Origin of the sequence: Paracoccus fontiphilus, from assembly GCF_017356265.1 — a bacterium.
GTDB lineage: Bacteria > Pseudomonadota > Alphaproteobacteria > Rhodobacterales > Rhodobacteraceae > Paracoccus > Paracoccus fontiphilus.
This window is the reverse complement of sequence record NZ_JAFNAW010000065.1, coordinates 1-18542: the sequence shown is the minus strand read 5'-3', so window position 1 is coordinate 18542 and position 18542 is coordinate 1. Positions and strand designations below refer to the sequence as shown.

Below are 18542 nucleotides of genomic sequence, written 5' to 3'. Positions count from 1 at the left end.
TGCGGGAACCTGCGCGGGATGAAGCGGCGGCGGAACGGGCGGCGACGCGGGCGCCGTGGCCCCGCCCCCGCCCCCACCGCGCGCGCGGCGCTTCAGGACCGGACAGGTGGCATCGTCGTTCATGATGATCTGGCACCGCAGGCACAGCACGCATTCGTTGGCATTGATGCGGCCCAGGGGATCGATGGCGCCAACGGTGCACTTCGTTTCGCACAGGCGGCATTCCCGGCCGCATTGCGGCCTGCGCTTCAGCCAGTCGAAGATCTTCAGCTTGGCAGGCAGGGCCAGACCGGCGCCAAGCGGGCAGAGATAGCGGCAATAGAAGCGTTCGATGAACAGCCCCGCGCCGATCAGGACCGCCACGAACAGGACGAACGGCCAGGGCCGCATGAAGCGCAGGCTGATGGCGGTCTTGAAGGGCTCGACCTCGGCCATGACCAGGGCCTGTTCCATGGAATAGAAGGACAGCGCCACAAGGGCCACGAACAGCGTGTACTTGATCACCCACAGCCGTTCGTGCAGCGCCTGGGGAACGCCGATCTGCCGCACGCCCAGCCGCTGGGCCGCGGCATTGGTCAGTTCCTGCAGCGCGCCGAAGGGGCACAGCCAGCCGCAGAAGACGCCCCTGCCCCAGAAAAGCATCCCCAGCGCCACCGCCGACCACAGCACGAAGACCAGCGGTGCGATCAGGAATGTTTCCCAGCGGAAATCGAACAGCAGCGCATGAAGGAAGGCAATGACCTGCACGACCGAGAGCTGCGCGCCCAAGGTCCAGCCCAGCACCACCAGCGTCGTGGCCAGATAGCCCAGCCGCAGGCGCCGCCACAGCAATGGGCGGCGGACAAGCCATTCCTGCCCGAACAGCACCAGGCCCAGCACCGCAAGCATCGCGCCGACAACCGCGATCTGCGGGCGCTTTTCCACCCAGAACCGCTGCCACAGCGGGACCTCGGGCGCGGCTTCGGCGATGCGGAACGCGGAAGGCAGCGCGATTTCGGTCGAGACGGGAAGCGTCAGGACCCCGTCCGGGCCGCTGCGTGTCGTGGTCACCGTGACGCGGAAGGGCCGGGTCAGGTCGATTCCCCCCGTGGCGGGGTCGGCGTCGAACCGGAAGACGCTGCGTTCCTTGAGGTCCGGCGCGCCCTCGATGGCAAGCCGGGGGATCGAGGCAAAGGCCTCGGCCGCCGGCGACAGCCGCGTTTCCCCCTGCGCGATCACGACGCGCTCGAAGACGCCGGTGCGGCGGTATTCCGTGCCGCGATGGGATTGCAGCCCGCGCGAGAAAAGGCCCAGCAGCGCCTCGCCCGGCAGCAGGTCGCCCGCCACCTCGGTCAACTGCCCCTGCCCCAGCAGGTTGCGTCCGGCGGTGGGGGTGTCGATGACGCCTGCCCACATCTCGAACCAGGGGGCCTCCGAGGGGACGATGGCCGGGCGGGCCGTCGGCAGGGCGGCCGCGGCCTCGGCCATCGTCACGCGGGCGTGGGACAGGGCGCCCATTCCCACCAGCGTGTCCCAGTCGGCGGGGGAATAGGCGATGCGGTCGATCACGCCGCCGTCGCCCTGGGCACCCGCCAGGATGCGGGCGCTGCGCAACAGGCCGTCTCGGATCACCCCCGTCGTGACCGTCGCGCGCGAGATGACGTCCGGCACCCCCGACTCTGCGGCAGGGCGGTTCATGTCATGGCCGCGGAAGCCGCCGACATAGGCGGCGATGTCGGCGTCCGATATGCCCAGCGTCAGCACGGGTTCCGCGTGGCGCATCAGTTGCGCGCCCGCGATCCTGCCGTCGGGGGCGACCGCCACCAGCACGTCCAGCGGCTGGCCCGAATAGCCGGTCGACCCAGCAAGCTCCCATGTCGATCCGACAAGGCCCAGGACGCGGCCATCCGCCTCGGCCACCCAGCCCGGCACGGGGGCTTCCTGCCGCGTCAGGCGCGGCACGCTGCCCGGAGGCAACTGGAACAGGGTCGCGGCCAGGGCGGGATCGGGCGCGGCAGGGATGATCGCTTCGGCAGGCGCGGTCAGGGCGCGGGGCGCGGCAAGGCCGGGCGCCGGCACCTGCAGGGTCAGGGCCGCAAGCGCCAGAAGGGCAGCGACCCGGCAGAGACGGCGAAAGGGGGCGGGCAGGTTCATGAGCGGTCCCGTTTGCGCCATGCGGCCCGCCAAGCGCGGCGAAGCGCCGCAGCAGGCGTTCCTTGGCCGAATTTACGTCCTGACTTTCCGGCGGCCTTAACCAAAGTCAAGGACGCGCCTCACGGGAACGTTAACGTCGACCTGCCTCACCCGCAGGATGGAGAGAATGATGAAGTTCCCAGCGCAAACGGCCAGGATGTCGCTTCTGGCGTCTGCGGCCCTGGCCCTGGTGTTCAGCGCCGGCATCGTGGCGGCGCAGACCGCCGACCCCGCCCCCGCTGACCCCCCGGCAGCCACGGCCCCCGACCCTACCGCCGAAAACAACGCGGACCTGAACCAGGTCACCGGACCCAAGGCCGGGCCCGAAACCGAGGTGCAGGAACTTCCCCGGTCCGAAGGCGCCGCCCTTCCGACCCAGGATCAGGCCACCGCGAAATCCGAGGTCCAGGACCACACGTCCAAGCCACAGGACCAGTACGAGCCGTCCCTGACCACCCTGGGACAGGAACAGATCGCCGTGCCCGGCGCCCCCGAGGGGGTGCCCGCGATGACCCAGGCCGAGTTCGACGAGGCCAACACGATCTATTTCGAACGCTGCGCGGGCTGCCACGGCGTGCTGCGCAAGGGCGCGACCGGCAAGCCGCTGACGCCCGACCTGACGCGCGAACTGGGCTATGACTACCTCAAGACCTTCATCGAATACGGCTCGCCCGCGGGGATGCCGAACTGGGGAACCTCGGGCCAGCTTGACGAACGCCAGGTCGACCTGATGACCCGCTATGTCCTTCAGGACCCGGCAAGCCCGCCCGAATGGGGCATGCCCGAGATGAAGAATTCCTGGCAGGTCCTGATCAAGCCCGAGGATCGCCCGACCGAGAAGCAGAACGACTGGGATCTGGAGAACCTGTTCTCGGTCACGCTGCGCGACGCGGGCCAGATCGCGCTGATCGACGGCGGCACCTACGAGATCAAGAAGGTGCTGGACACCGGCTATGCCGTCCATATCAGCCGGATGTCGGCCTCGGGCCGCTATCTGCTGGTGATCGGCCGCGACGCCAAGGTGGACATGATCGACCTGTGGATGGAAGACCCGGCGATCGTCGCCACCATCAAGGTCGGCGCCGAGGCACGTTCGGTCGAGACGTCCAAGATGGAGGGGTGGGAGGACAAGTACGCCATCGCCGGCGCCTACTGGCCCCCGCAATACGTCATCATGGACGGCCAGACGCTGGAACCGCTGAAGATCGTTTCCACCCGCGGCAACATCTATGACGAGCAGACCTATCACCCCGAACCGCGTGTGGCGGCGATCCTGTCGTCGCATTACCGGCCCGAATTCCTGGTCAACATCAAGGAAACCGGCAAGATCCAGCTGGTCGATTACACCGACCTGAAGAACCTGAAGATCACCGAGATCGAGGCCGAACGCTTCCTGCACGACGGCGGGCTGGACAGCACCAAGCGCTACTTCATCACGGCGGCGAACGCGCGCGGCAAGCTGGTGGTCATCGACACCAAGGACGGAGAGCTTGAGGCGATCACCGACACCGGCGGCGAGACCCCGCATCCGGGCCGGGGCGCGAACTTCACCCACCCGACCTATGGTCCGGTCTGGGCGACCTCGCACCTGGGCGACGATTCGGTGGCGCTGATCGGCACCGACCCGGAAGGGCACGCCGACAATGCCTGGAAGATCGTCGACAGCTTCCCCGCGCTTGGCGGCGGCTCGCTGTTCGTGAAGACCTATCCGGGGTCGAACCACCTGTATGTGGACGCGACGCTGAACCCCGAGCCGTCGATTTCCGGTTCGGTCGCGGTGTTCAAGATCGACCAGATGAAGGGCGACGACACCGACCCGGAAATCATCACGCTGCCCATCACCGAATGGGCCGGGATCACCGAAGGCCAGCCGCGCGTCGTCCAGGGCGAATACAACAAGGACGGCACGGAGATCTGGTTCTCGGTCTGGAACGGCAAGGACCAGGAATCGGCCATCGTCGTGGTGGACGACAAGACGCTGGAACTGAAGCACGTCATCAAGGACCCGCGCCTCGTGACGCCCACCGGCAAGTTCAACGTCAAGAACACCCAGGGCGACATCTACTGATAGCCCTGACGCGAAAGGGGCGCGCGGCCAGCCAGGTCGCGCGCCCGGCATCACCCCCAGCCTGGAAAGCAAGGGATCACGGACATGGCGGGCAAGGTTTATCTGATCGGCGCGGGACCGGGCGACCCCGATCTTCTGACGGTCCGCGCGGCCAAGCTGCTGCAGGCGGCCGAGGTCGTGGTCCATGACCGCCTGGTCAGCCCCGAGATCATGGCGCTGATCCCCGCCCCCGCCCGCCGCATCGCGGTCGGCAAGGCCGCGGGCCTTCATTCGGTCCCGCAGGACCGCATCAACGCCCTTCTGGTCGAACTGGCCCTGGAAGGCCAGACGGTGATCCGCCTTAAGGGCGGCGACCCGCTGATCTTCGGACGCGGCAGCGAGGAAGCCGAGGAACTGGCCGCAGCGGGAATTTCCTATGCCTACGTGCCCGGCATCACCGCCGCGCAGGGCGTCTCGGCCTCGACGGGGGTTCCGCTGACCCATCGCGGCCTTGCGACCGGGGTGCGCTATGTCACGGGACACCGGGCGCGTGACGCGGTGCTGGACCTGGCCTGGGACAGCCTGGCCGATCCCGACACCACGCTGGTCGTCTACATGGGCGCCGCCAACATGGCCGAGATCGCGGCGCGGCTGATTGCCGCCGGGATGCCGGTCGATCTGCCGATCCTGGCCGTTGCCCATGCCACGACCCCGCGAGAGGTGCGGATGCCCTCGACCCTGGCGCAGATCGGTGCCGACCTGGCGCGCGCGCCGATGGAGGCGCCGGTGCTGTTCATCATCGGCCGCGTGGCCGGCCTTTACGACACCGCCGCCCTGCCCCTGCCGCGCGAGCTGCGCGCACCCCAGCTGCGGGTCGTCGGGAATGGCTGACACGGCGATGATCGTCGCGGCCCTGCTTGCCCTGGCTCCGGTGGCGGCGGCGTCCGGCATCACGCCCGAACGGCAGGCGCAACTGGAACACATGGTGGTCCAGGACTGCGGTTCCTGCCACGGGCTGACGATGAAGGGCGGCCTTGGCCGTCCGATCACGCCCGAGGCGCTGTCGGCCCACGATCCCCGAACGCTGGCCGCGATCATCCTTGACGGCCTTCCCGGCACCGCGATGCCCCCTTGGCGGCCCCTGCTGACCGAAGCCGAGGCGCTGTGGATCGCCGACTATCTGAAGAAGGAGAAAGCCCAATGATCCGGGCCTGCCTGACCGCCCTCGCGCTTGTCCTGCCGCTTGCCGCAACCGCCGGGGAACCGCGCGGCACCGGCGATCTGGGCGTGGTGATCGAACGGGCCAGCGGCTCGGTCCTGGTGGTCGACCAGTCCGACCGCGCGGCGCTGTGCCGGGTCGAGGGTCTGGGGGATCTGTCCCATGCCTCGCTGACCTTCTCGCCCGACGAACGCTTCGCCTATGTCTTCGGCCGCGACGGAGGGCTGTCGAAGGTGGACATCCTGACCTGCGCGCTGACGGCCCGCATCGTGCAGGCCGGGAACGCCATCGGCGGGGCCATCTCGGACGACGGGCGGCTGGTCGCCGTGTCGAACTACGAACCCGGCGGGGTCAAGGTCTTCGACGCCGATACGCTGGAACAGGTCGCCGACGTGCCCATGGGGTCCAAGACCGTGGGCCTTGCCGACGTGCCGGGCTCGCGCTTCGCCGTGGCGACCTGGGACACGGGCGAGGTCTGGGTCCTGGACCATTCGGCCGATCCCGCCGATCCCCGGATCACGCGGGTCGGCGGCGTGGGGGCCAATCCCTATGACGCGCTGATGACGGCGGACGGGCGGACCTACATCGTCGGGCTGTTCGGCGAAAAGGGTCTGACGACGCTGGATCTGTGGCAGGAAACCCCGCAGCCGCGCCGCATCCTGCCGGACTATGGCAAGAACCAGGCCGACCTGCCGGTCTACAAGATGCCGCATCTGCAGGGATGGACGCTGGCGGGCAGCACCTATGCCCTGCCCGCCGTGGGCCTGCACCAGGTGCTGTGGGCCGATGCCGCCACCGGACGGGAAACCGGCCGCACCGACGTGGCGGGCCAGCCGGTCTTCGTCACGGCCCGCCCCGACGGGCGCGAGCTTTGGGTGAACTTCGCCACCCCCGACAACGGCACCGTGCAGGTCATCGACAGCATGACGCAGGGGGTCAAGCAGACGCTGCAACCCGGCGCGGGCATCCTGCACATGGAATTCACCCCCCGCGGCCGCGAGGTCTGGCTGTCCGCGCGCGACGACGACAAGGTCGTGATCTACGACACCCGCACCTACCGGAAGGTCGGAGAGATCGCGGCCCGGGCGCCCTCGGGCATCTTCTTCACCGCACGCGCGCACAGGACGGGGTTATGAGGGATCTCGCGCCCGACTGCCTGAACACGCGGCTGCTCGACGATTTCCAGCGAGACCTGCCGCTGGTTCCCCGTCCTTTCGCCGCGATGGCCGACATCCTCGGAACGACCGAGGGCGACGTTCTGGAGCGGCTGGCCCGGATGCAGGACTGCGGGCGCATCAGCCGCGTCGGCGCCACCTGCCGTCCGAACACGGCGGGCGCCTCGACGCTGGCGGCGCTGGCGATCCCGCCCGCGCGCATCGAGGAGGTCGCCGCCATCGTCGGCGCCGAGCCGGGCGTGAACCATTCCTACCTGCGCGAGGACCGCTGGAACCTGTGGTTCGTCGCCACCGCGCCCTCGGACGATGATCTGGCCGCATCGCTGACGCGGATCGAGGCGGCATCGGGCCTGGCCGTGCTGTCCCTGCCGCTGGTGCGGCCCTTCAACATCGACCTCGGCTTTCGCCTGCGCGGTCCGCGCCGGCCGCTGGGTCCGGACCGGGCGCCGGACATGGCGGCGCTGCACGCGGACGACCGGCCCCTGATGCAGGCCCTGTCCGCGGGGCTGGACCTGGTCCCCGCCCCCTTCGCGGCCCTGGCGCGGCGGCTGGGCCGGACCGAGGCCGACGTCATCGCCCGCATCGCATCGCTGGCCGAGGCCCGCATCCTCACCCGCGTCGGCGTGATCGTCCGGCACCGCGCGCTTGGCTGGGCGGCCAATGCGATGGTGGTCTGGCACCTGCCCGACGACGCCATCGAGGCCGCCGGCCGCGCGCTGTCGCAGGTGCCGGGCGTGACGCTGTGCTATCAGCGGCGCAGGGTGCCGGGGGTCTGGGACTGGCCGCTGTTCTGCATGATCCACGCCCGGTCCCGCCCCGAGGCGCTTGCCGTCCTGGACTGCGCCCGCGCCCTGCCCGACCTGGCGGGCCTGCCGCACAAGATCCTGTTCTCTACCCGGTGTTTCAAGCAGCGCGGCGCGCTGATCGAGGCCGCATGACCCGCCCCTTCCGCACCGTCCTGCCGTCCGATGCCCTGGATGAAACCGACCGCGCCATCATCAACGCCCTTCAGGACGGCTTTCCACTGACCCCCCGTCCCTATGACGATGCCGGGGCGGCGCTGGGCATCACCGGCGCGGACCTGATCGCCCGGCTGGGCCGCCTACGCGACATCGGCGCGATCACCCGCTTCGGTCCCTTCTTCGACGCGGCGGAAATGGGCGGGGCGTTCTGCCTCTGCGCCATGGCGGTTCCCCCGGACCAATTCGACGCCGTCATGACCCAAGTCAATGCGCATCCCGAGGTGGCGCATAATTATGAGCGCACACACGCGCTGAACATGTGGTTCGTCCTGGCAACCGATTCCCCGGATGGCATCGACCGCACCGCCCGCGCGATCGAGAACGAGACGGGATTGAGGGTCATGCAGTTTCCGAAGCTGGAAGAATATTTCATCGGGTTCCGGGTGCGGGCATGACGCCGGACGCCCCCGTTCTTGATCTTGTCGACCGCCGCATCGTGCAGGCGACGCAGGCGGGCCTGCCGCTGGTCGAGGCTCCCTATGCCGCGGTCGCGGCGGACTTGGGCCTGACCGAGGCCGAGGTGATCGCCCGCCTGGGCGCCCTGCAGGACCGTGGCGCCATCCGCCGCATCGCGGTGGCGCCCAACCATTACGCCCTGGGCATGACCGCCAACGGGATGAGCGTGTGGGACGTGGCGGACGACCGCGTCCCGGCCCTTGGCGCGCGGATCGGCGCGCTGCCCTTCGTCACCCATTGCTATCGGCGTCCGCGCGCCCTGCCCGCTTGGCCCTACAACCTGTTCGCCATGCTGCACGGCGGAAGCCGGGCCGAGGTCGAGGAGAAGCGCGCGCAGGTCGCCGCGATCCTGGGCGATGCCTGCCGGGGCGCCGACATCCTGTATTCCACGCGTATCCTGAAAAAGACCGGGCTGCGCCTGCGCGAAGACTGAAAGGGAACGCGATGTTCCGCCTGACCCAATACATGCACCAGTTGATCCATCCGACCCCGGTCGTCCGTCGGGGTCGGCCTGGCACCGTCAAGCCGGTGGTGATCTGGAACCTGACGCGGACCTGCAACCTGAAATGCCGCCACTGCTATACCGTCAGCAGCGACCATGTCTTTCCGGGCGAACTGACCCACGATCAGGCGATGGGCGTTCTCGAGGATCTGTCGGCCTTCCGCATTCCCGCGCTGATCCTGTCAGGGGGCGAGCCCTTGTCGCGCTTCGACTTCTGGGACCTGGCCCGGCGCGCGCGGGACCTGGATTTCCGCCATCTGTCGCTGTCCACCAACGGCACCATGCTGGGCGATCCGGGCGCGGCCGACCGGGTTGCGGCGCTTGGCTTCGACTATGTCGGCATCAGCCTGGACGGGATCGGCGCCACGAACGACTGGTTCCGGGGGGTCGAGGGCGCCTTCGACAACGCCCTGGCGGGGGTGCGGGCCTGCAAGGCGCGCGGCGTCAAGGTGGGCCTGCGCTATACCATCACGCGCGACAACGCCCATCACCTGCCGGCGATGCTGGACCTGTGCGAAGCCGAGGGCGTGGACAAGTTCTATCTGTCGCACCTGGTCTATGCGGGCCGCGGCGACAAGCACCGGGCCGAGGATCAGGACCACGACCATACCCGCCGCGCCATGGACCTGCTGATCGAACGCGGCTGGGACGCGCTGTCCAGGGGCCGCCCGCTGGAGATCGTGACCGGCAACAACGACGCCGATGCGGTCTGGTTCCTGCGCTGGGCCGAACGCCGCTTCCACCCCGAGGCCGTGGCCCATGTGCGCGACCACCTGGTCGCCTGGGGCGGCAATTCCAGCGGCCTCGGCGTCGCCAACATCGACCCACAGGGCAAGGTCCATCCCGACACCTACTGGTCGGACTACACGGTCGGCTCGGTCAAGGAAAAGCCGTTCAGCCAGTGGTGGACGGGCGACAACCCGATGCTGGCCACCCTGCGAACCCGGCCGCGTCCGCTGAAGGGGCGCTGCGGCGCCTGCGCCTTCAAGGACGTGTGCGGCGGGAACACCCGCATCCGGGCGCTGCAACTGACCGGCGACCCCTGGGCCGAGGACCCCGCCTGCTATCTGTCCAACGCCGAAATCGGGGTCGATGATGTCGACCGCCTTGCCGTCACGCCGTTCCGAGGGAAAAGCCATGATCCAGCGCACCGTTTCTTCTAGGCTGCTTGCCGCGGCCCTGCTGCTGGCCCCTGCGGCGGCACTGGCCGACGCCGCGCAGGATTTCTCGGCACATTGCGCCGCCTGCCATGGCGATCACCGGCTGGGCGGCACCGGACCCGCGCTGATCCCGGAAACGCTGGGCCGGGTCAGGGGGATCGACCAGGTCATCACCCACGGCCGCGCGCAGACGCAGATGCCGGGCTTCGCGGAGCAGCTAACGGGCGACCAGATCGCCGAGCTGGTGGCCTTCGTTCAGGCGCCGCTTGCCGAACGCCCCGTCTGGACGGCGGACGACATCGCCGCCAGCCGCGCCATGACCGGGGACTACAGCCCCGCTGCCGCGCCGGTCTTCGACGCCGATCCCATGAACATCACCCTTGTCGTGGAAACCGGCGATCATCACGTCAGCGTGCTGGATGGCGACACGCTGACGGTGCTCGACCGCTTCCCGACGCCCTTTGCGGTGCATGGGGGACCGAAGTTCTCGCCCGACGGGCGTTACGTCTTCATCATGTCGCGCGACGGCTGGGTGCAGAAATACGACATCTGGTCGCTGCGCGAGGTGGGCCGCGTCCGGGCGGGGCTCAACAGCCGCAACATCGCCATGAGCCATGACGGCAAGTGGCTGGCCGTCGCCAACTACCTGCCGCAGACGCTGACGATCCTGTCCACCGAAACGCTGGAGGCGGCAAAGGTCATCGACGTGACCGCCCGCGACGGCAGGCCAAGCCGCGTCAGCGCCGTCTACCAAGCACCGGAACGCCAAAGCTTCATCCTGGCCCTGAAGGACGCCCCCGAGATCTGGGAGGTCGCGACCGATCCCCAGGCCGGTCCCTTCCACGACGGATATGTCCACACCTACCAGAAGGACGGGACCGAAGCCTTCGGCGCGCAGGAAGGGCTGTTCGCCCGCCGCCGCATCCCGGTCGAGGAGCCGCTGGATGACTTCTTCTTCGACCCTGGCTACAAGAACCTGATCGGCACCAACCGCGAAGGCACCAAGGGCGTGGTCATCAACCTGACCAGCGGCGGCAAGGTGGCCGAACTGCCCCTGCCCGGAATGCCGCATCTGGGATCGGGCATCACCTGGGACCGGAACGGCCACAAGGTCATGGCGACGCCGCACCTGAACGAAGGGGTGCTGTCGGTCATCGACATGACGGACTGGTCGCTGGTCCGGCAAATTCCGACCCATGGTCCGGGCTTCTTCCTGCGCAGCCACGAAACCTCGCCCCATGTCTGGACGGACGTGTTCTTCGGCCCCCACAAGGACGAGGTCCACATCATCGACAAGCAGACGCTGGAGATCGTCAAGACGCTGAACCCCGCCCCCGGCAAGACCGTCGCCCATACCGAGTTCACGCGGGACGGCAGGTATGCCCTGGTCTCGGTCTGGGAAGACGACGGCGCCGTGATCGTCTATGACGCCCGGACGCTGGAGGAGGTGAAGCGCCTGCCGATGCGCAAGCCCTCGGGCAAATACAACGTCTGGAACAAGATCACCTTCTCGGACGGCACCAGCCACTAAGAACACCTAACAAAACCTTCTGATCTGGTTGAGGCAGATGAGAGCGCAGCCGAGGATCACGAAGGCCTCATGGATGTCGGCGCGCCGCTCATACCGGATGGCGAGGCGGCGAAAGCGGTTCAGCCATGCCAGTGTCCGCTCGACGACCCAGCGGTGCCGGCCCAGTCTTTCGCTGCTGTCGACGCGCCGTCTGGCAATGCGGGGCTTGATGGCGCGTTTTCGGCATTCGCTCCGGCAGCGGTGATGGTCATAGGCTTTGTCGGCGTGGAGCTTGCCAGGGCGCTTGCGCGGACGTCCACGACCGTGGCGCACACCTGGCACGGCATCCAAGGTGGGTGCCAGCATCATGCTGTCGTGCCGGTTGGCCGGGCTCAGCCGCACTCCGAGCGGGGTGCCCTGCCGGTCGACCACAAGATGGCGCTTCGTGCCCGGTTTGCCGCGATCCGTCGGGTTCGGGCCGGTTTCGGCCCCCCCTTTTTCGCGGCAACGGCGGCGCTGTCGAGGGATGCTCGGCTCCAATCCAGATGCCCGGCGTTTGACAGCCGCTCAAGCAGCACGCGATGGAGCGTGGTCCAAACGCCAGCCGTCTGCCAGTCACGCAGCCTGCGCCAGCAGGTCATGCCGGAGCAGCCAAACTCACGCGGCAGCATCTCCCAGGGAATACCGGAGCGGAGCACAAAGATGATGCCGGCCAAGGCCAGCCGGTCACCGCATCGAGGGCGGCCGCCCTTCGGCTTCGGCCGCTCCTCTGGCAGAAGCGGCGCAATGGCCTCCCATAGATCATCAGGTACAAGGGGCTTGCTCATGGTCCTTCAACGCATGAGCAGCGGTTTTGTTAGACGCTCTAAGGCGGGAACCGCGCCCCGGAATGCCCGGGGACGATAGGGGCAAGGGCCTGCGGCGCGCCGCAGGCCCTTTCGCGTCGGTCGCGCTCAGGCGGCCAGGCGCGCACCCTCGAGGCGGGCTGCGGGAAACCGGGCAAGCAGCGCGGTCAGTTCCGCCCGGTCCCGCGTCAGGCAGGCTGCCGTGGACAAGGCATCGGCAAGCGCCGCGCTTGGCGCCGAGATCGAGATTTCCGCCCAGGGCGAGACGGCCGGGCCGCCGGTGCGGGGATCAAGGATGTGACCGTCCCGGCCCGGAGCATCGAAGCAGGTCCCGCGCGGGGCCGAGGTCGCCAGGGCGCGGGCCGACAAGGGAACCTCGCCGCCATGCGGGATGCGCACCGGCCAGGGGCGGCCGCCCAGGGCGCGCATCTCGCCCGTGTCGATCAGGATGTCGGTCATCCCCTCGGCCTGCAGCAGCGCGGCCACGCGGTCGGCGACATAGCCCTGGCCGATGCCGTTCAGGGTCAGGGCCATGCCTGGCTGCAAGGTGACGGCTTCGGATGACAGCGACACCCGGTCCCAGCCCGTGCGCGACAGCGCCGCATCGCGTTCGCCGGGCGCGGGGCGGCGCCCCTGAACGGCGGCCTCGGCCCACAGCGCCCACAAGGGCTGCACCGTGACGTCGAACAGCCCGCCGCTGGCGCGATGGACGCTGCCCGCTATCGACAGGCAGTCGAGCAGCTCGAACGGCGGCGCGTCCAGGCGGCCCGTGCGGTTCAGCCGCGACAGGGCGCTGGCGGCGTGATAGAGCGACAGGATGTCTTCCAGCCGGCCGATCTCGGCCAGGCAGCGGGCGGTGACGGCTTCGGCGTCCGGGTGGTCCAGCCGGATCGAGGCGCGCGCGCCAAGCGCCTGTCCGACCCAGCGCCGGGGGGCAGGCGCGGCCGACAGCGCGCCGGGCAGGCTGGCGGCGACGGCCGAGATGGCCAGGAAACGGCGGCGTGTCAGGGTCATGGCTTATCCCTCGGCCGGGCGCGACAGGGCGCGCAGGCGGTCTTCGAAATCGGGGTCGTCGGCGCTTTCCGCCGGTGCGGCATCCTCGGGCGTCAGGACCAGGTCGTCAGGGATCTGGGACAGGCGCATGACGGTGCCCCCTTCCCGGGCGGCAAAGGCGCCTGCGGCGTCCTCAGACCCGAAAGGCACCGCCTCGGGGGCGCCCATGCCGCCCTCTCGTGCCGATCCCAGGACGAAGAAGGCGTCGTCAGCGTCGATCCAGTTGCCCTGGCCCGGAACCTCCCATGTCGCGCCTGCGGCACCCATGTCGTTGACCTGGATGGCCAGGATCGGGTGGCTTTGTTCGGGCAGGCGCGCATAGGCGATGGCGTCGCGGACCTGGCTGAAGAACAGGGGCGTGCCGGGCATCCCCTCCAGATGCACCTGGGCCTTGGGACCGGGATGTTCCAGCAGGTTCATCTGGCAGAAATGGCCCAGCGTCTCGGCGGTCAGTTCGACGGGCGTGGTGTCCTGCGCGACCTCCTCGCGGCAGGCGGCAAGGCCCAGGCAGAGGGCCAGGATCAGGGCGCGGTTCATGGCGAGACCTTTCGGAAGGCGGCAATGGCAAGCGCCAGCGCCGCAACGGGCCACAGGGCGACGGACAGCGCCGATTGCCACAGGGGAATGGCGGCCGCCGCGCCGCCCATGCCGCCGGCGGCGGCGCTGGCCTGTGCGGCGGCCAGGTTGAACAGACGGAAGGCGTCGGCCGGGTTCGCCAGCAGCGCGACAGGCAGGGCCTGCGTCGTCAGCGCCCCGCCGCCGTCCGACACGACCAGGGCCAGCAGCACCAGGTCGTACAGCACCACAGCCCCCAGCCACAGCCCAACCGCCAGCCCCGCCGCGCCCGAGGGTCTGCGCGCCAGGGCCGACAGGCCATAGCCCGCCCCCAGGAAGGTCGCCCCCAGCAGGACCGAGCTTGCGACCAGCCGCAGAAGCGCGGGCAGCCCGGCGGCCGAGGCCGGGTCCATCCAGAACGCGGCAAGCGCCGCCGCGCCATAACCTGCCGCGACCGCCAGCGTCAGGATCGCCAGGTGAGCCAGCAGCTTGCCCGCCAGGATCTCGGCCCGGCTGACGGGATAGGTCAGCAGCAGCGGCAGGGTGCCGCGCTCGACCTCTCCGGCGATGGCGTCGAAGCTCATCAAAAGCGCGATCAGCGGCACCAGATAGACCGCCAGCGAGGTCAGCGAGGCCACGATCACCGACAGCCGGTCGGCGCCGATGTCGCCGGTGGGCGCGGCCCCGGCAGCGGCCAGGACCAGTGCGAAGACCACCATCAGCGCCACGGCGATGGCGACCCAGCGGTTGCGCAGCGCGATGCGGAACTCGACACCGGCGGTGGACAGGATGCGGTTCATTGCCCGTCCCTTCTGCTGAAATGGGAATAGATGTCTTCCAGACTGGGCGGGATCACCTCCAGATCCGCGACCTGCGGCAGCCCGGTGATGCGCGCCAGCATCGCCAGCTTGTCGCCCTGGGCGATATCCAGGTGCAGCCGGCCGTCGCCATTGGCCCGCGCCATCGGCAGGGCTGCGGCTAGGGCGGCCTTCTGGCCCGACGCCGGGGCCACGCTGATCGCCACCGGCAGGGCGGCGGCGCGGCGCAGGTCGGACAGGGTGCCCTGCGCCATCAAGCGCCCCTTGGACAGGATCAGGATGCGGTCGGTGCGCGCCTCCACCTCGGTCAGGGCATGGGACGACAGAAGGATCGCCGTGCCGCCCGCCGCCAGGTCGTCCAGAAGCGCATAGAAATCGCGCCGTGACACGGGATCAAGCCCCGAGGTCGGCTCGTCCAGGACCAGCAGGCGCGGCTTGCCGATCAAGGCCTGCGCCAGGCCCACGCGCTGCCGCATCCCCTTGGAATAGGTGCCGATGCGCCGTGTCGCGGCACCTTCCAGACCGACGCGGGCCAGCAGGTCCAGAGCCTGCGCGGGCCGCTCGCCGCGCAACGACAGGTAGTGGCGGATCTGCTCCTCGCCCGTCAGGGCCGGGTGGAAGGCGGCGTTTTCCGGCAGATAGGCCACCTGCGCGCGGGCCGCAGCCGAACCCGGCGTTGCGCCGCAAACCGTGACCGCGCCGCCATCGAAGGGGATCAGGCCCAGGATGATCTTCATCATCGTCGATTTGCCCGCGCCGTTATGGCCCAGCAGGGCCACCCGCTGGCCGGGTTCGACCGACAGGGATACGTCGCTCAGCGCCTCGACGCCCCCGAAGCGCTTAGTGAGATGCGATATCGTCAGGGTCGATGTCATCGTAACTTCCTTTTGCCCAGCGGCCGGCAACCTCGGCCTCGAAGGCCTCGATCTCGGGCGGGACGGGGATGGTCAGGGGCCGCATCAGCGGGTGGCTGTCGGTGACGCCGCCGGGCAGGGTGGCGGGAAAGCTCGACTGGCTCCAGCGGACAAGCTGCACGGCGGGCGATCCGGTCAGCAGGCTGGCGGCGGGCTGCGACCACAGGATATGGTCGATGAGGTCGTTCGGGCGATAGCTGCCGTCCGCCACGCCGTCGCCGTTCAGGTCATAGGCCGGGTGGTCGGACCAGAAGTTGCCGCGGCCCTCGTGGCTCCATTCCATGAAGCGGGTGCCGACATATTTCACCTGTTCGCGGTTGGCGATAAAGGCGTTCCCGGTCAGGACGTTGCGTTCGGACCCTGCGGTGAAATGGATGCCGATGCCGCAGTTCTGGAAGCGGTTGTCCCAGATCAGGTTCTTGTGGGCGTTGTAGATGAACAGGCATTTCTTGGTGCCGCCCCGGATCAGGTTCCCGGTCACGTCGGCATTGTTGGCATAGTTCAGCATCAGCCCGTGCTCGCGGTCCCCCAGGCTGAGGTTGTTCAGGATCTTCGCCCGGTCGGAAAACATGATGGCGAAGCCCAGGTGGTTGCCGATGCTGACGTTGCCCGACACCTCGGTGTTGCGGGTATACATGAAGTGCACGGCAAAGCGCAGGTCGCGCATGACGTTGTTGCGATAGATGCTGCTGGCGCTGGCGTTGGAAAAGATGCCGTCGCGGCCGTAGCGGATGGTGTTGCCGTCCAGAAGCGTGCCGGGGCTGTTCCAGACATAGATGCCGTTGCCGCGTTCGTTCATCTGCCGGTTCTGCCGCCCGGTGATGCGGTTGCCCGTGACCTGGGCATCGCGCCCGCCGTGGACGTCGATGCCGTGCATGTTGTCGGTCAGCGCCAGCCGGTCGATCACCGCGCGGTCGGCGCCCTTCAGGATCTTCACGCCCGCGTCCAGATCCTCGTTTTTCGTTCCCGATCCGGTGACGGTGAAGCCGCGCAGCAGCACGTCGGGCGCGTCGATGGTGACGACGCTGCCCTGGCCCGTGCCATCGACCACCGCCCCTTCCGGGCCGGTGATCGTCAGCGGCTTGTCGATGGTGACGGGGCCGGGATAGGCCCCGTCCTGCAGCACCAGCACATCGCCGGGGGCGGCCCCGGCGATGGCGGCCGCCAGCCTGCCCGGGCCGGGCGCGACCTCGCGCTCTGCCGCAAGCGCAGGCAGGGCGGTCAGCAGGCCAAGCAGAAGGGCAAGCCGGCGCATGGTCAGGCGGCCTTCGGTTCGACGAACATGCGGCCGCGCATCTCCATGTGGAGGGCATGGCAGAACCACTGGCAGTAATACCAGTAGACGCCCGGCGCGCCCGCCACGAAGGTCACGGAGCTGGTCTGTTGAGGCCCGATCTCCATCGCGACGCTGTGGTTGCCCATGGTGAAGCCGTGGGTCAGGTCGTCGATCTCGTCCATGTTGGTGATGACCACCGTCACCTCGTCGCCTTCCTTCACCGAGAAGCTTTCGAGGCTGAAGTTCGGCGCCACGCTGGTCATGTAGACGCGGACCTTGTTGCCGTCGCGGATCACCGTATCGGCCCAGTCGTCGATGTTGACGCCGTCCGCCTCGGCCTGCTTGCGGGTCTCGGCCCACAGGGGATCGTTGCGGTCCCAGACCGACTTGATGCCCGACAGGATGGCCGGATCGACCGCGATCGCGTCATGGGGCTCGGCAAAGGTCGGGCCGTCATGGACCAGAACCATCTTGTCGCCCGAGATGTCGATCAGCTGGTCGTTTTCGGGCTTCAGCGGTCCCACGTTCAGGAAGCGGTCCTTCGAGAACTTGCACAGGCAGACCAGCCAGTCGTTCTTGGCGTCCAGCGTCTCGCCCATGACGATCTTCAGGTGGCCCGGCTGGTATTGCACGTCCAGCTTGTCCTTGATCGGATCGACCTGTTCGCCGGAATAGGCGCGGATGGCGTCTTCGATGTTCCACTTGACGACCTGGCTGTCCAGGAACAGCGAGGTATAGGCATTGCCGCGCCCGTCGAAGGCGGTGTGAAGGGGCCCGAGGCCCAGTTCCGGTTCCGCCACGACCGCGCTGCGCGGGTCGGCGTTTTCCGCGAACAGCGCGTCGAACTTGGTCACGTCAAGGACGGTCACCGTGGGCGACAGCTTGCCGCCGATGCACAGGTGCTTCTTGTCGGGCGCCATGTTGCAGCCGTGGGGGTTGTTGGCCACGGGGATATAGCGGGTAAACTGGCTGTTGGCTTCCTTGCGGCCGTCCAGGACCTTGACGCCGTTGATTTCCTCGAACCGGCCCTCGGCCACCGCCTTCTCGATCTCGGCGATGTTGAAGACGACGACGTGGTCCATCTCGGACTCTGTCATCTCGGCCAGGGTCATGCCCATCTCCGAGTTGTAGGAGGTCGAGAAGGCCCACTTGCCTTCGTAATCCGCGTCGCAGTTGTCGAGGTTGCCGGACACCTGCACCTGCCAGGCCACATCCCATTTGTCCGCATCGACGGCGGTGAAGATGTTCACATAGGTGGACACGTCCTCCATCGTGGAACCGTCGTTGATCAGCGGCGCCTCGTCCTCGCCGTTGCAGAAGACATAGTTGGACCGCGGCCATTTCTGCGGGCGCAGGCCGTGGATGCTCTTGGCGTTCGGCACTTCCAGGATCGCATCGGCCTTCATCACGTCGCAGCGCACGCGCGCCACGCGGGTGTTGGCCTTGTCGTTCATGAACAGGTAGCGGCCGTCGTACTTGCCCTCGGTGAAGGACATGTGGACGTGGTGCAGGTCGCCGTTGTCGGGAATGCGCTTGCCATTGGCGGCCAGGATCTTCCTGGTCTTGTCGGTCATCGACCGTTCGAAGATGCGCAGCGATTCATTCGTCTGGCCCCAGCCGGTGGCCGAGCAGCGGTTGAACACCGGCACTCGCATCAGTTCCCGCATCGAGGGAATGCCCAGAATGCGCATCTCGCCCGTCTGCCCCGAGGACCAGAAGCCGTAATAGGCGTCAAGCTGGCCCGGCGCGACGGCGCCCGTGCCCTCGGCGGCCCGTGCCGCGCCCGCGGTGGCGGCGGTCAGGCCCGCGGCACCGCCC

Annotated in this window: 17 protein-coding genes; 9 read left to right on the top strand and 8 right to left on the bottom strand. The window is 68.5% G+C overall.

The window, feature by feature from the left end; genetic code table 11:
* On the bottom strand, positions 1–2133 hold a 2133-nt coding region (locus J0F76_RS16985), incomplete at its 3' end, for a NosR/NirI family protein (RefSeq protein WP_207471283.1).
* 166 nt (positions 2134–2299) lie between these two features.
* On the opposite strand from J0F76_RS16985, the gene J0F76_RS16980 reads away from it, so the two are divergent.
* From J0F76_RS16980 to J0F76_RS16940, 9 genes are all read left to right on the top strand, one after another.
* Positions 2300–4240, top strand: a complete 1941-nt coding sequence (locus tag J0F76_RS16980) for a cytochrome D1 domain-containing protein (RefSeq protein ID WP_278250446.1) — start codon at positions 2300–2302, stop codon at positions 4238–4240.
* 84 nt (positions 4241–4324) lie between these two features.
* Positions 4325–5110, top strand: a complete 786-nt coding sequence (gene cobA, locus J0F76_RS16975; RefSeq protein WP_207471282.1) for a uroporphyrinogen-III C-methyltransferase — start codon at positions 4325–4327, stop codon at positions 5108–5110.
* Positions 5103–5423 (top strand): c-type cytochrome, encoded by a 321-nt coding sequence (locus tag J0F76_RS16970; protein ID WP_207471281.1) that lies wholly within the window; start codon positions 5103–5105, stop codon positions 5421–5423. The genes cobA and J0F76_RS16970 overlap by 8 nt, the downstream gene beginning before the upstream one ends.
* Positions 5420–6574 carry a cytochrome D1 domain-containing protein gene (locus J0F76_RS16965; protein ID WP_207471279.1) on the top strand — a complete coding sequence of 385 codons (1155 nt, stop codon included), beginning with the start codon at positions 5420–5422 and terminating at the stop codon, positions 6572–6574. The genes J0F76_RS16970 and J0F76_RS16965 overlap by 4 nt, the downstream gene beginning before the upstream one ends.
* Positions 6571–7551, top strand: a complete 981-nt coding sequence (ahbB, locus tag J0F76_RS16960; RefSeq protein ID WP_207471277.1) for a siroheme decarboxylase subunit beta — start codon at positions 6571–6573, stop codon at positions 7549–7551. Before J0F76_RS16965 ends, ahbB (J0F76_RS16960) begins: the two co-directional genes overlap by 4 nt.
* Complete coding sequence (locus tag J0F76_RS16955) at positions 7548–8030, top strand: Lrp/AsnC family transcriptional regulator (RefSeq protein WP_207471275.1); 483 nt, start codon at positions 7548–7550, stop codon at positions 8028–8030. The genes ahbB (J0F76_RS16960) and J0F76_RS16955 overlap by 4 nt, the downstream gene beginning before the upstream one ends.
* Positions 8027–8524: a siroheme decarboxylase subunit beta gene (ahbB, locus tag J0F76_RS16950; RefSeq protein WP_207471273.1), complete on the top strand. Its 498-nt coding sequence runs from the start codon at positions 8027–8029 to the stop codon at positions 8522–8524. Before J0F76_RS16955 ends, ahbB (J0F76_RS16950) begins: the two co-directional genes overlap by 4 nt.
* Before the next feature lie 11 nt (positions 8525–8535).
* The gene (gene nirJ / locus J0F76_RS16945; RefSeq protein WP_207471271.1) at positions 8536–9756 is read left to right on the top strand and encodes a heme d1 biosynthesis radical SAM protein NirJ; all 1221 of its coding nucleotides are present in this window, start codon (positions 8536–8538) and stop codon (positions 9754–9756) included.
* Complete coding sequence (locus J0F76_RS16940) at positions 9731–11284, top strand: cytochrome D1 domain-containing protein (RefSeq protein ID WP_207471269.1); 1554 nt, start codon at positions 9731–9733, stop codon at positions 11282–11284. The genes nirJ and J0F76_RS16940 overlap by 26 nt, the downstream gene beginning before the upstream one ends.
* A gap of 6 nt (positions 11285–11290) precedes the next feature.
* Here the strand turns inward: J0F76_RS16940 and J0F76_RS16935 are convergent.
* From J0F76_RS16935 to nosZ, 7 genes are all read right to left on the bottom strand, one after another.
* Positions 11291–12090 (bottom strand): IS5 family transposase gene (locus tag J0F76_RS16935; protein WP_207471267.1). Its coding sequence is split into 2 segments (ribosomal slippage): positions 11291–11757 and positions 11757–12090, totalling 801 coding nucleotides; the frame shifts between segments, so codons are not numbered across the junction.
* A 126-nt stretch (positions 12091–12216) separates the two neighbouring features.
* Complete coding sequence (locus tag J0F76_RS16930; protein WP_207471266.1) at positions 12217–13122, bottom strand: FAD:protein FMN transferase; 906 nt, start codon at positions 13120–13122, stop codon at positions 12217–12219.
* 3 nt (positions 13123–13125) lie between these two features.
* Entirely contained in the window at positions 13126–13698 is a 573-nt protein-coding gene (locus J0F76_RS16925; protein ID WP_207471265.1) for a nitrous oxide reductase accessory protein NosL, read from the bottom strand.
* Positions 13695–14516: an ABC transporter permease gene (locus J0F76_RS16920; protein ID WP_207471264.1), complete on the bottom strand. Its 822-nt coding sequence runs from the start codon at positions 14514–14516 to the stop codon at positions 13695–13697. The genes J0F76_RS16925 and J0F76_RS16920 overlap by 4 nt, the downstream gene beginning before the upstream one ends.
* Entirely contained in the window at positions 14513–15409 is an 897-nt protein-coding gene (locus J0F76_RS16915; protein WP_207471263.1) for an ABC transporter ATP-binding protein, read from the bottom strand. Before J0F76_RS16915 ends, J0F76_RS16920 begins: the two co-directional genes overlap by 4 nt.
* Positions 15375–16703, bottom strand: coding sequence for a nitrous oxide reductase family maturation protein NosD (locus J0F76_RS16910; RefSeq protein WP_207471262.1), 1329 nt, complete (start codon positions 16701–16703; stop codon positions 15375–15377). The genes J0F76_RS16915 and J0F76_RS16910 overlap by 35 nt, the downstream gene beginning before the upstream one ends.
* Positions 16704–16705: 2 nt before the next feature.
* Positions 16706–18542 (bottom strand): TAT-dependent nitrous-oxide reductase (nosZ, locus tag J0F76_RS16905; protein ID WP_207471261.1); only part of this gene is annotated, 1837 nt, incomplete at its 5' end.

What these genes read in the sequence shown, in the direction of transcription:
- J0F76_RS16980 (WP_278250446.1), top strand. Translation starts at nt 2,300, where the DNA reads ATGATGAAGTTCCCAGCGCAAACGGCCAGGATGTCGCTTCTGGCGTCT.
- cobA (WP_207471282.1), top strand. Translation starts at nt 4,325, where the DNA reads ATGGCGGGCAAGGTTTATCTGATCGGCGCGGGACCGGGCGACCCCGAT.
- J0F76_RS16970 (WP_207471281.1), top strand. Translation starts at nt 5,103, where the DNA reads ATGGCTGACACGGCGATGATCGTCGCGGCCCTGCTTGCCCTGGCTCCG.
- J0F76_RS16965 (WP_207471279.1), top strand. Translation starts at nt 5,420, where the DNA reads ATGATCCGGGCCTGCCTGACCGCCCTCGCGCTTGTCCTGCCGCTTGCC.
- ahbB (WP_207471277.1), top strand. Translation starts at nt 6,571, where the DNA reads ATGAGGGATCTCGCGCCCGACTGCCTGAACACGCGGCTGCTCGACGAT.
- J0F76_RS16955 (WP_207471275.1), top strand. Translation starts at nt 7,548, where the DNA reads ATGACCCGCCCCTTCCGCACCGTCCTGCCGTCCGATGCCCTGGATGAA.
- ahbB (WP_207471273.1), top strand. Translation starts at nt 8,027, where the DNA reads ATGACGCCGGACGCCCCCGTTCTTGATCTTGTCGACCGCCGCATCGTG.
- nirJ (WP_207471271.1), top strand. Translation starts at nt 8,536, where the DNA reads ATGTTCCGCCTGACCCAATACATGCACCAGTTGATCCATCCGACCCCG.
- J0F76_RS16940 (WP_207471269.1), top strand. Translation starts at nt 9,731, where the DNA reads ATGATCCAGCGCACCGTTTCTTCTAGGCTGCTTGCCGCGGCCCTGCTG.
- J0F76_RS16930 (WP_207471266.1), bottom strand. Translation starts at nt 13,122, where the DNA reads ATGACCCTGACACGCCGCCGTTTCCTGGCCATCTCGGCCGTCGCCGCC.
- J0F76_RS16925 (WP_207471265.1), bottom strand. Translation starts at nt 13,698, where the DNA reads ATGAACCGCGCCCTGATCCTGGCCCTCTGCCTGGGCCTTGCCGCCTGC.
- J0F76_RS16920 (WP_207471264.1), bottom strand. Translation starts at nt 14,516, where the DNA reads ATGAACCGCATCCTGTCCACCGCCGGTGTCGAGTTCCGCATCGCGCTG.
- J0F76_RS16915 (WP_207471263.1), bottom strand. Translation starts at nt 15,409, where the DNA reads ATGACATCGACCCTGACGATATCGCATCTCACTAAGCGCTTCGGGGGC.
- J0F76_RS16910 (WP_207471262.1), bottom strand. Translation starts at nt 16,703, where the DNA reads ATGCGCCGGCTTGCCCTTCTGCTTGGCCTGCTGACCGCCCTGCCTGCG.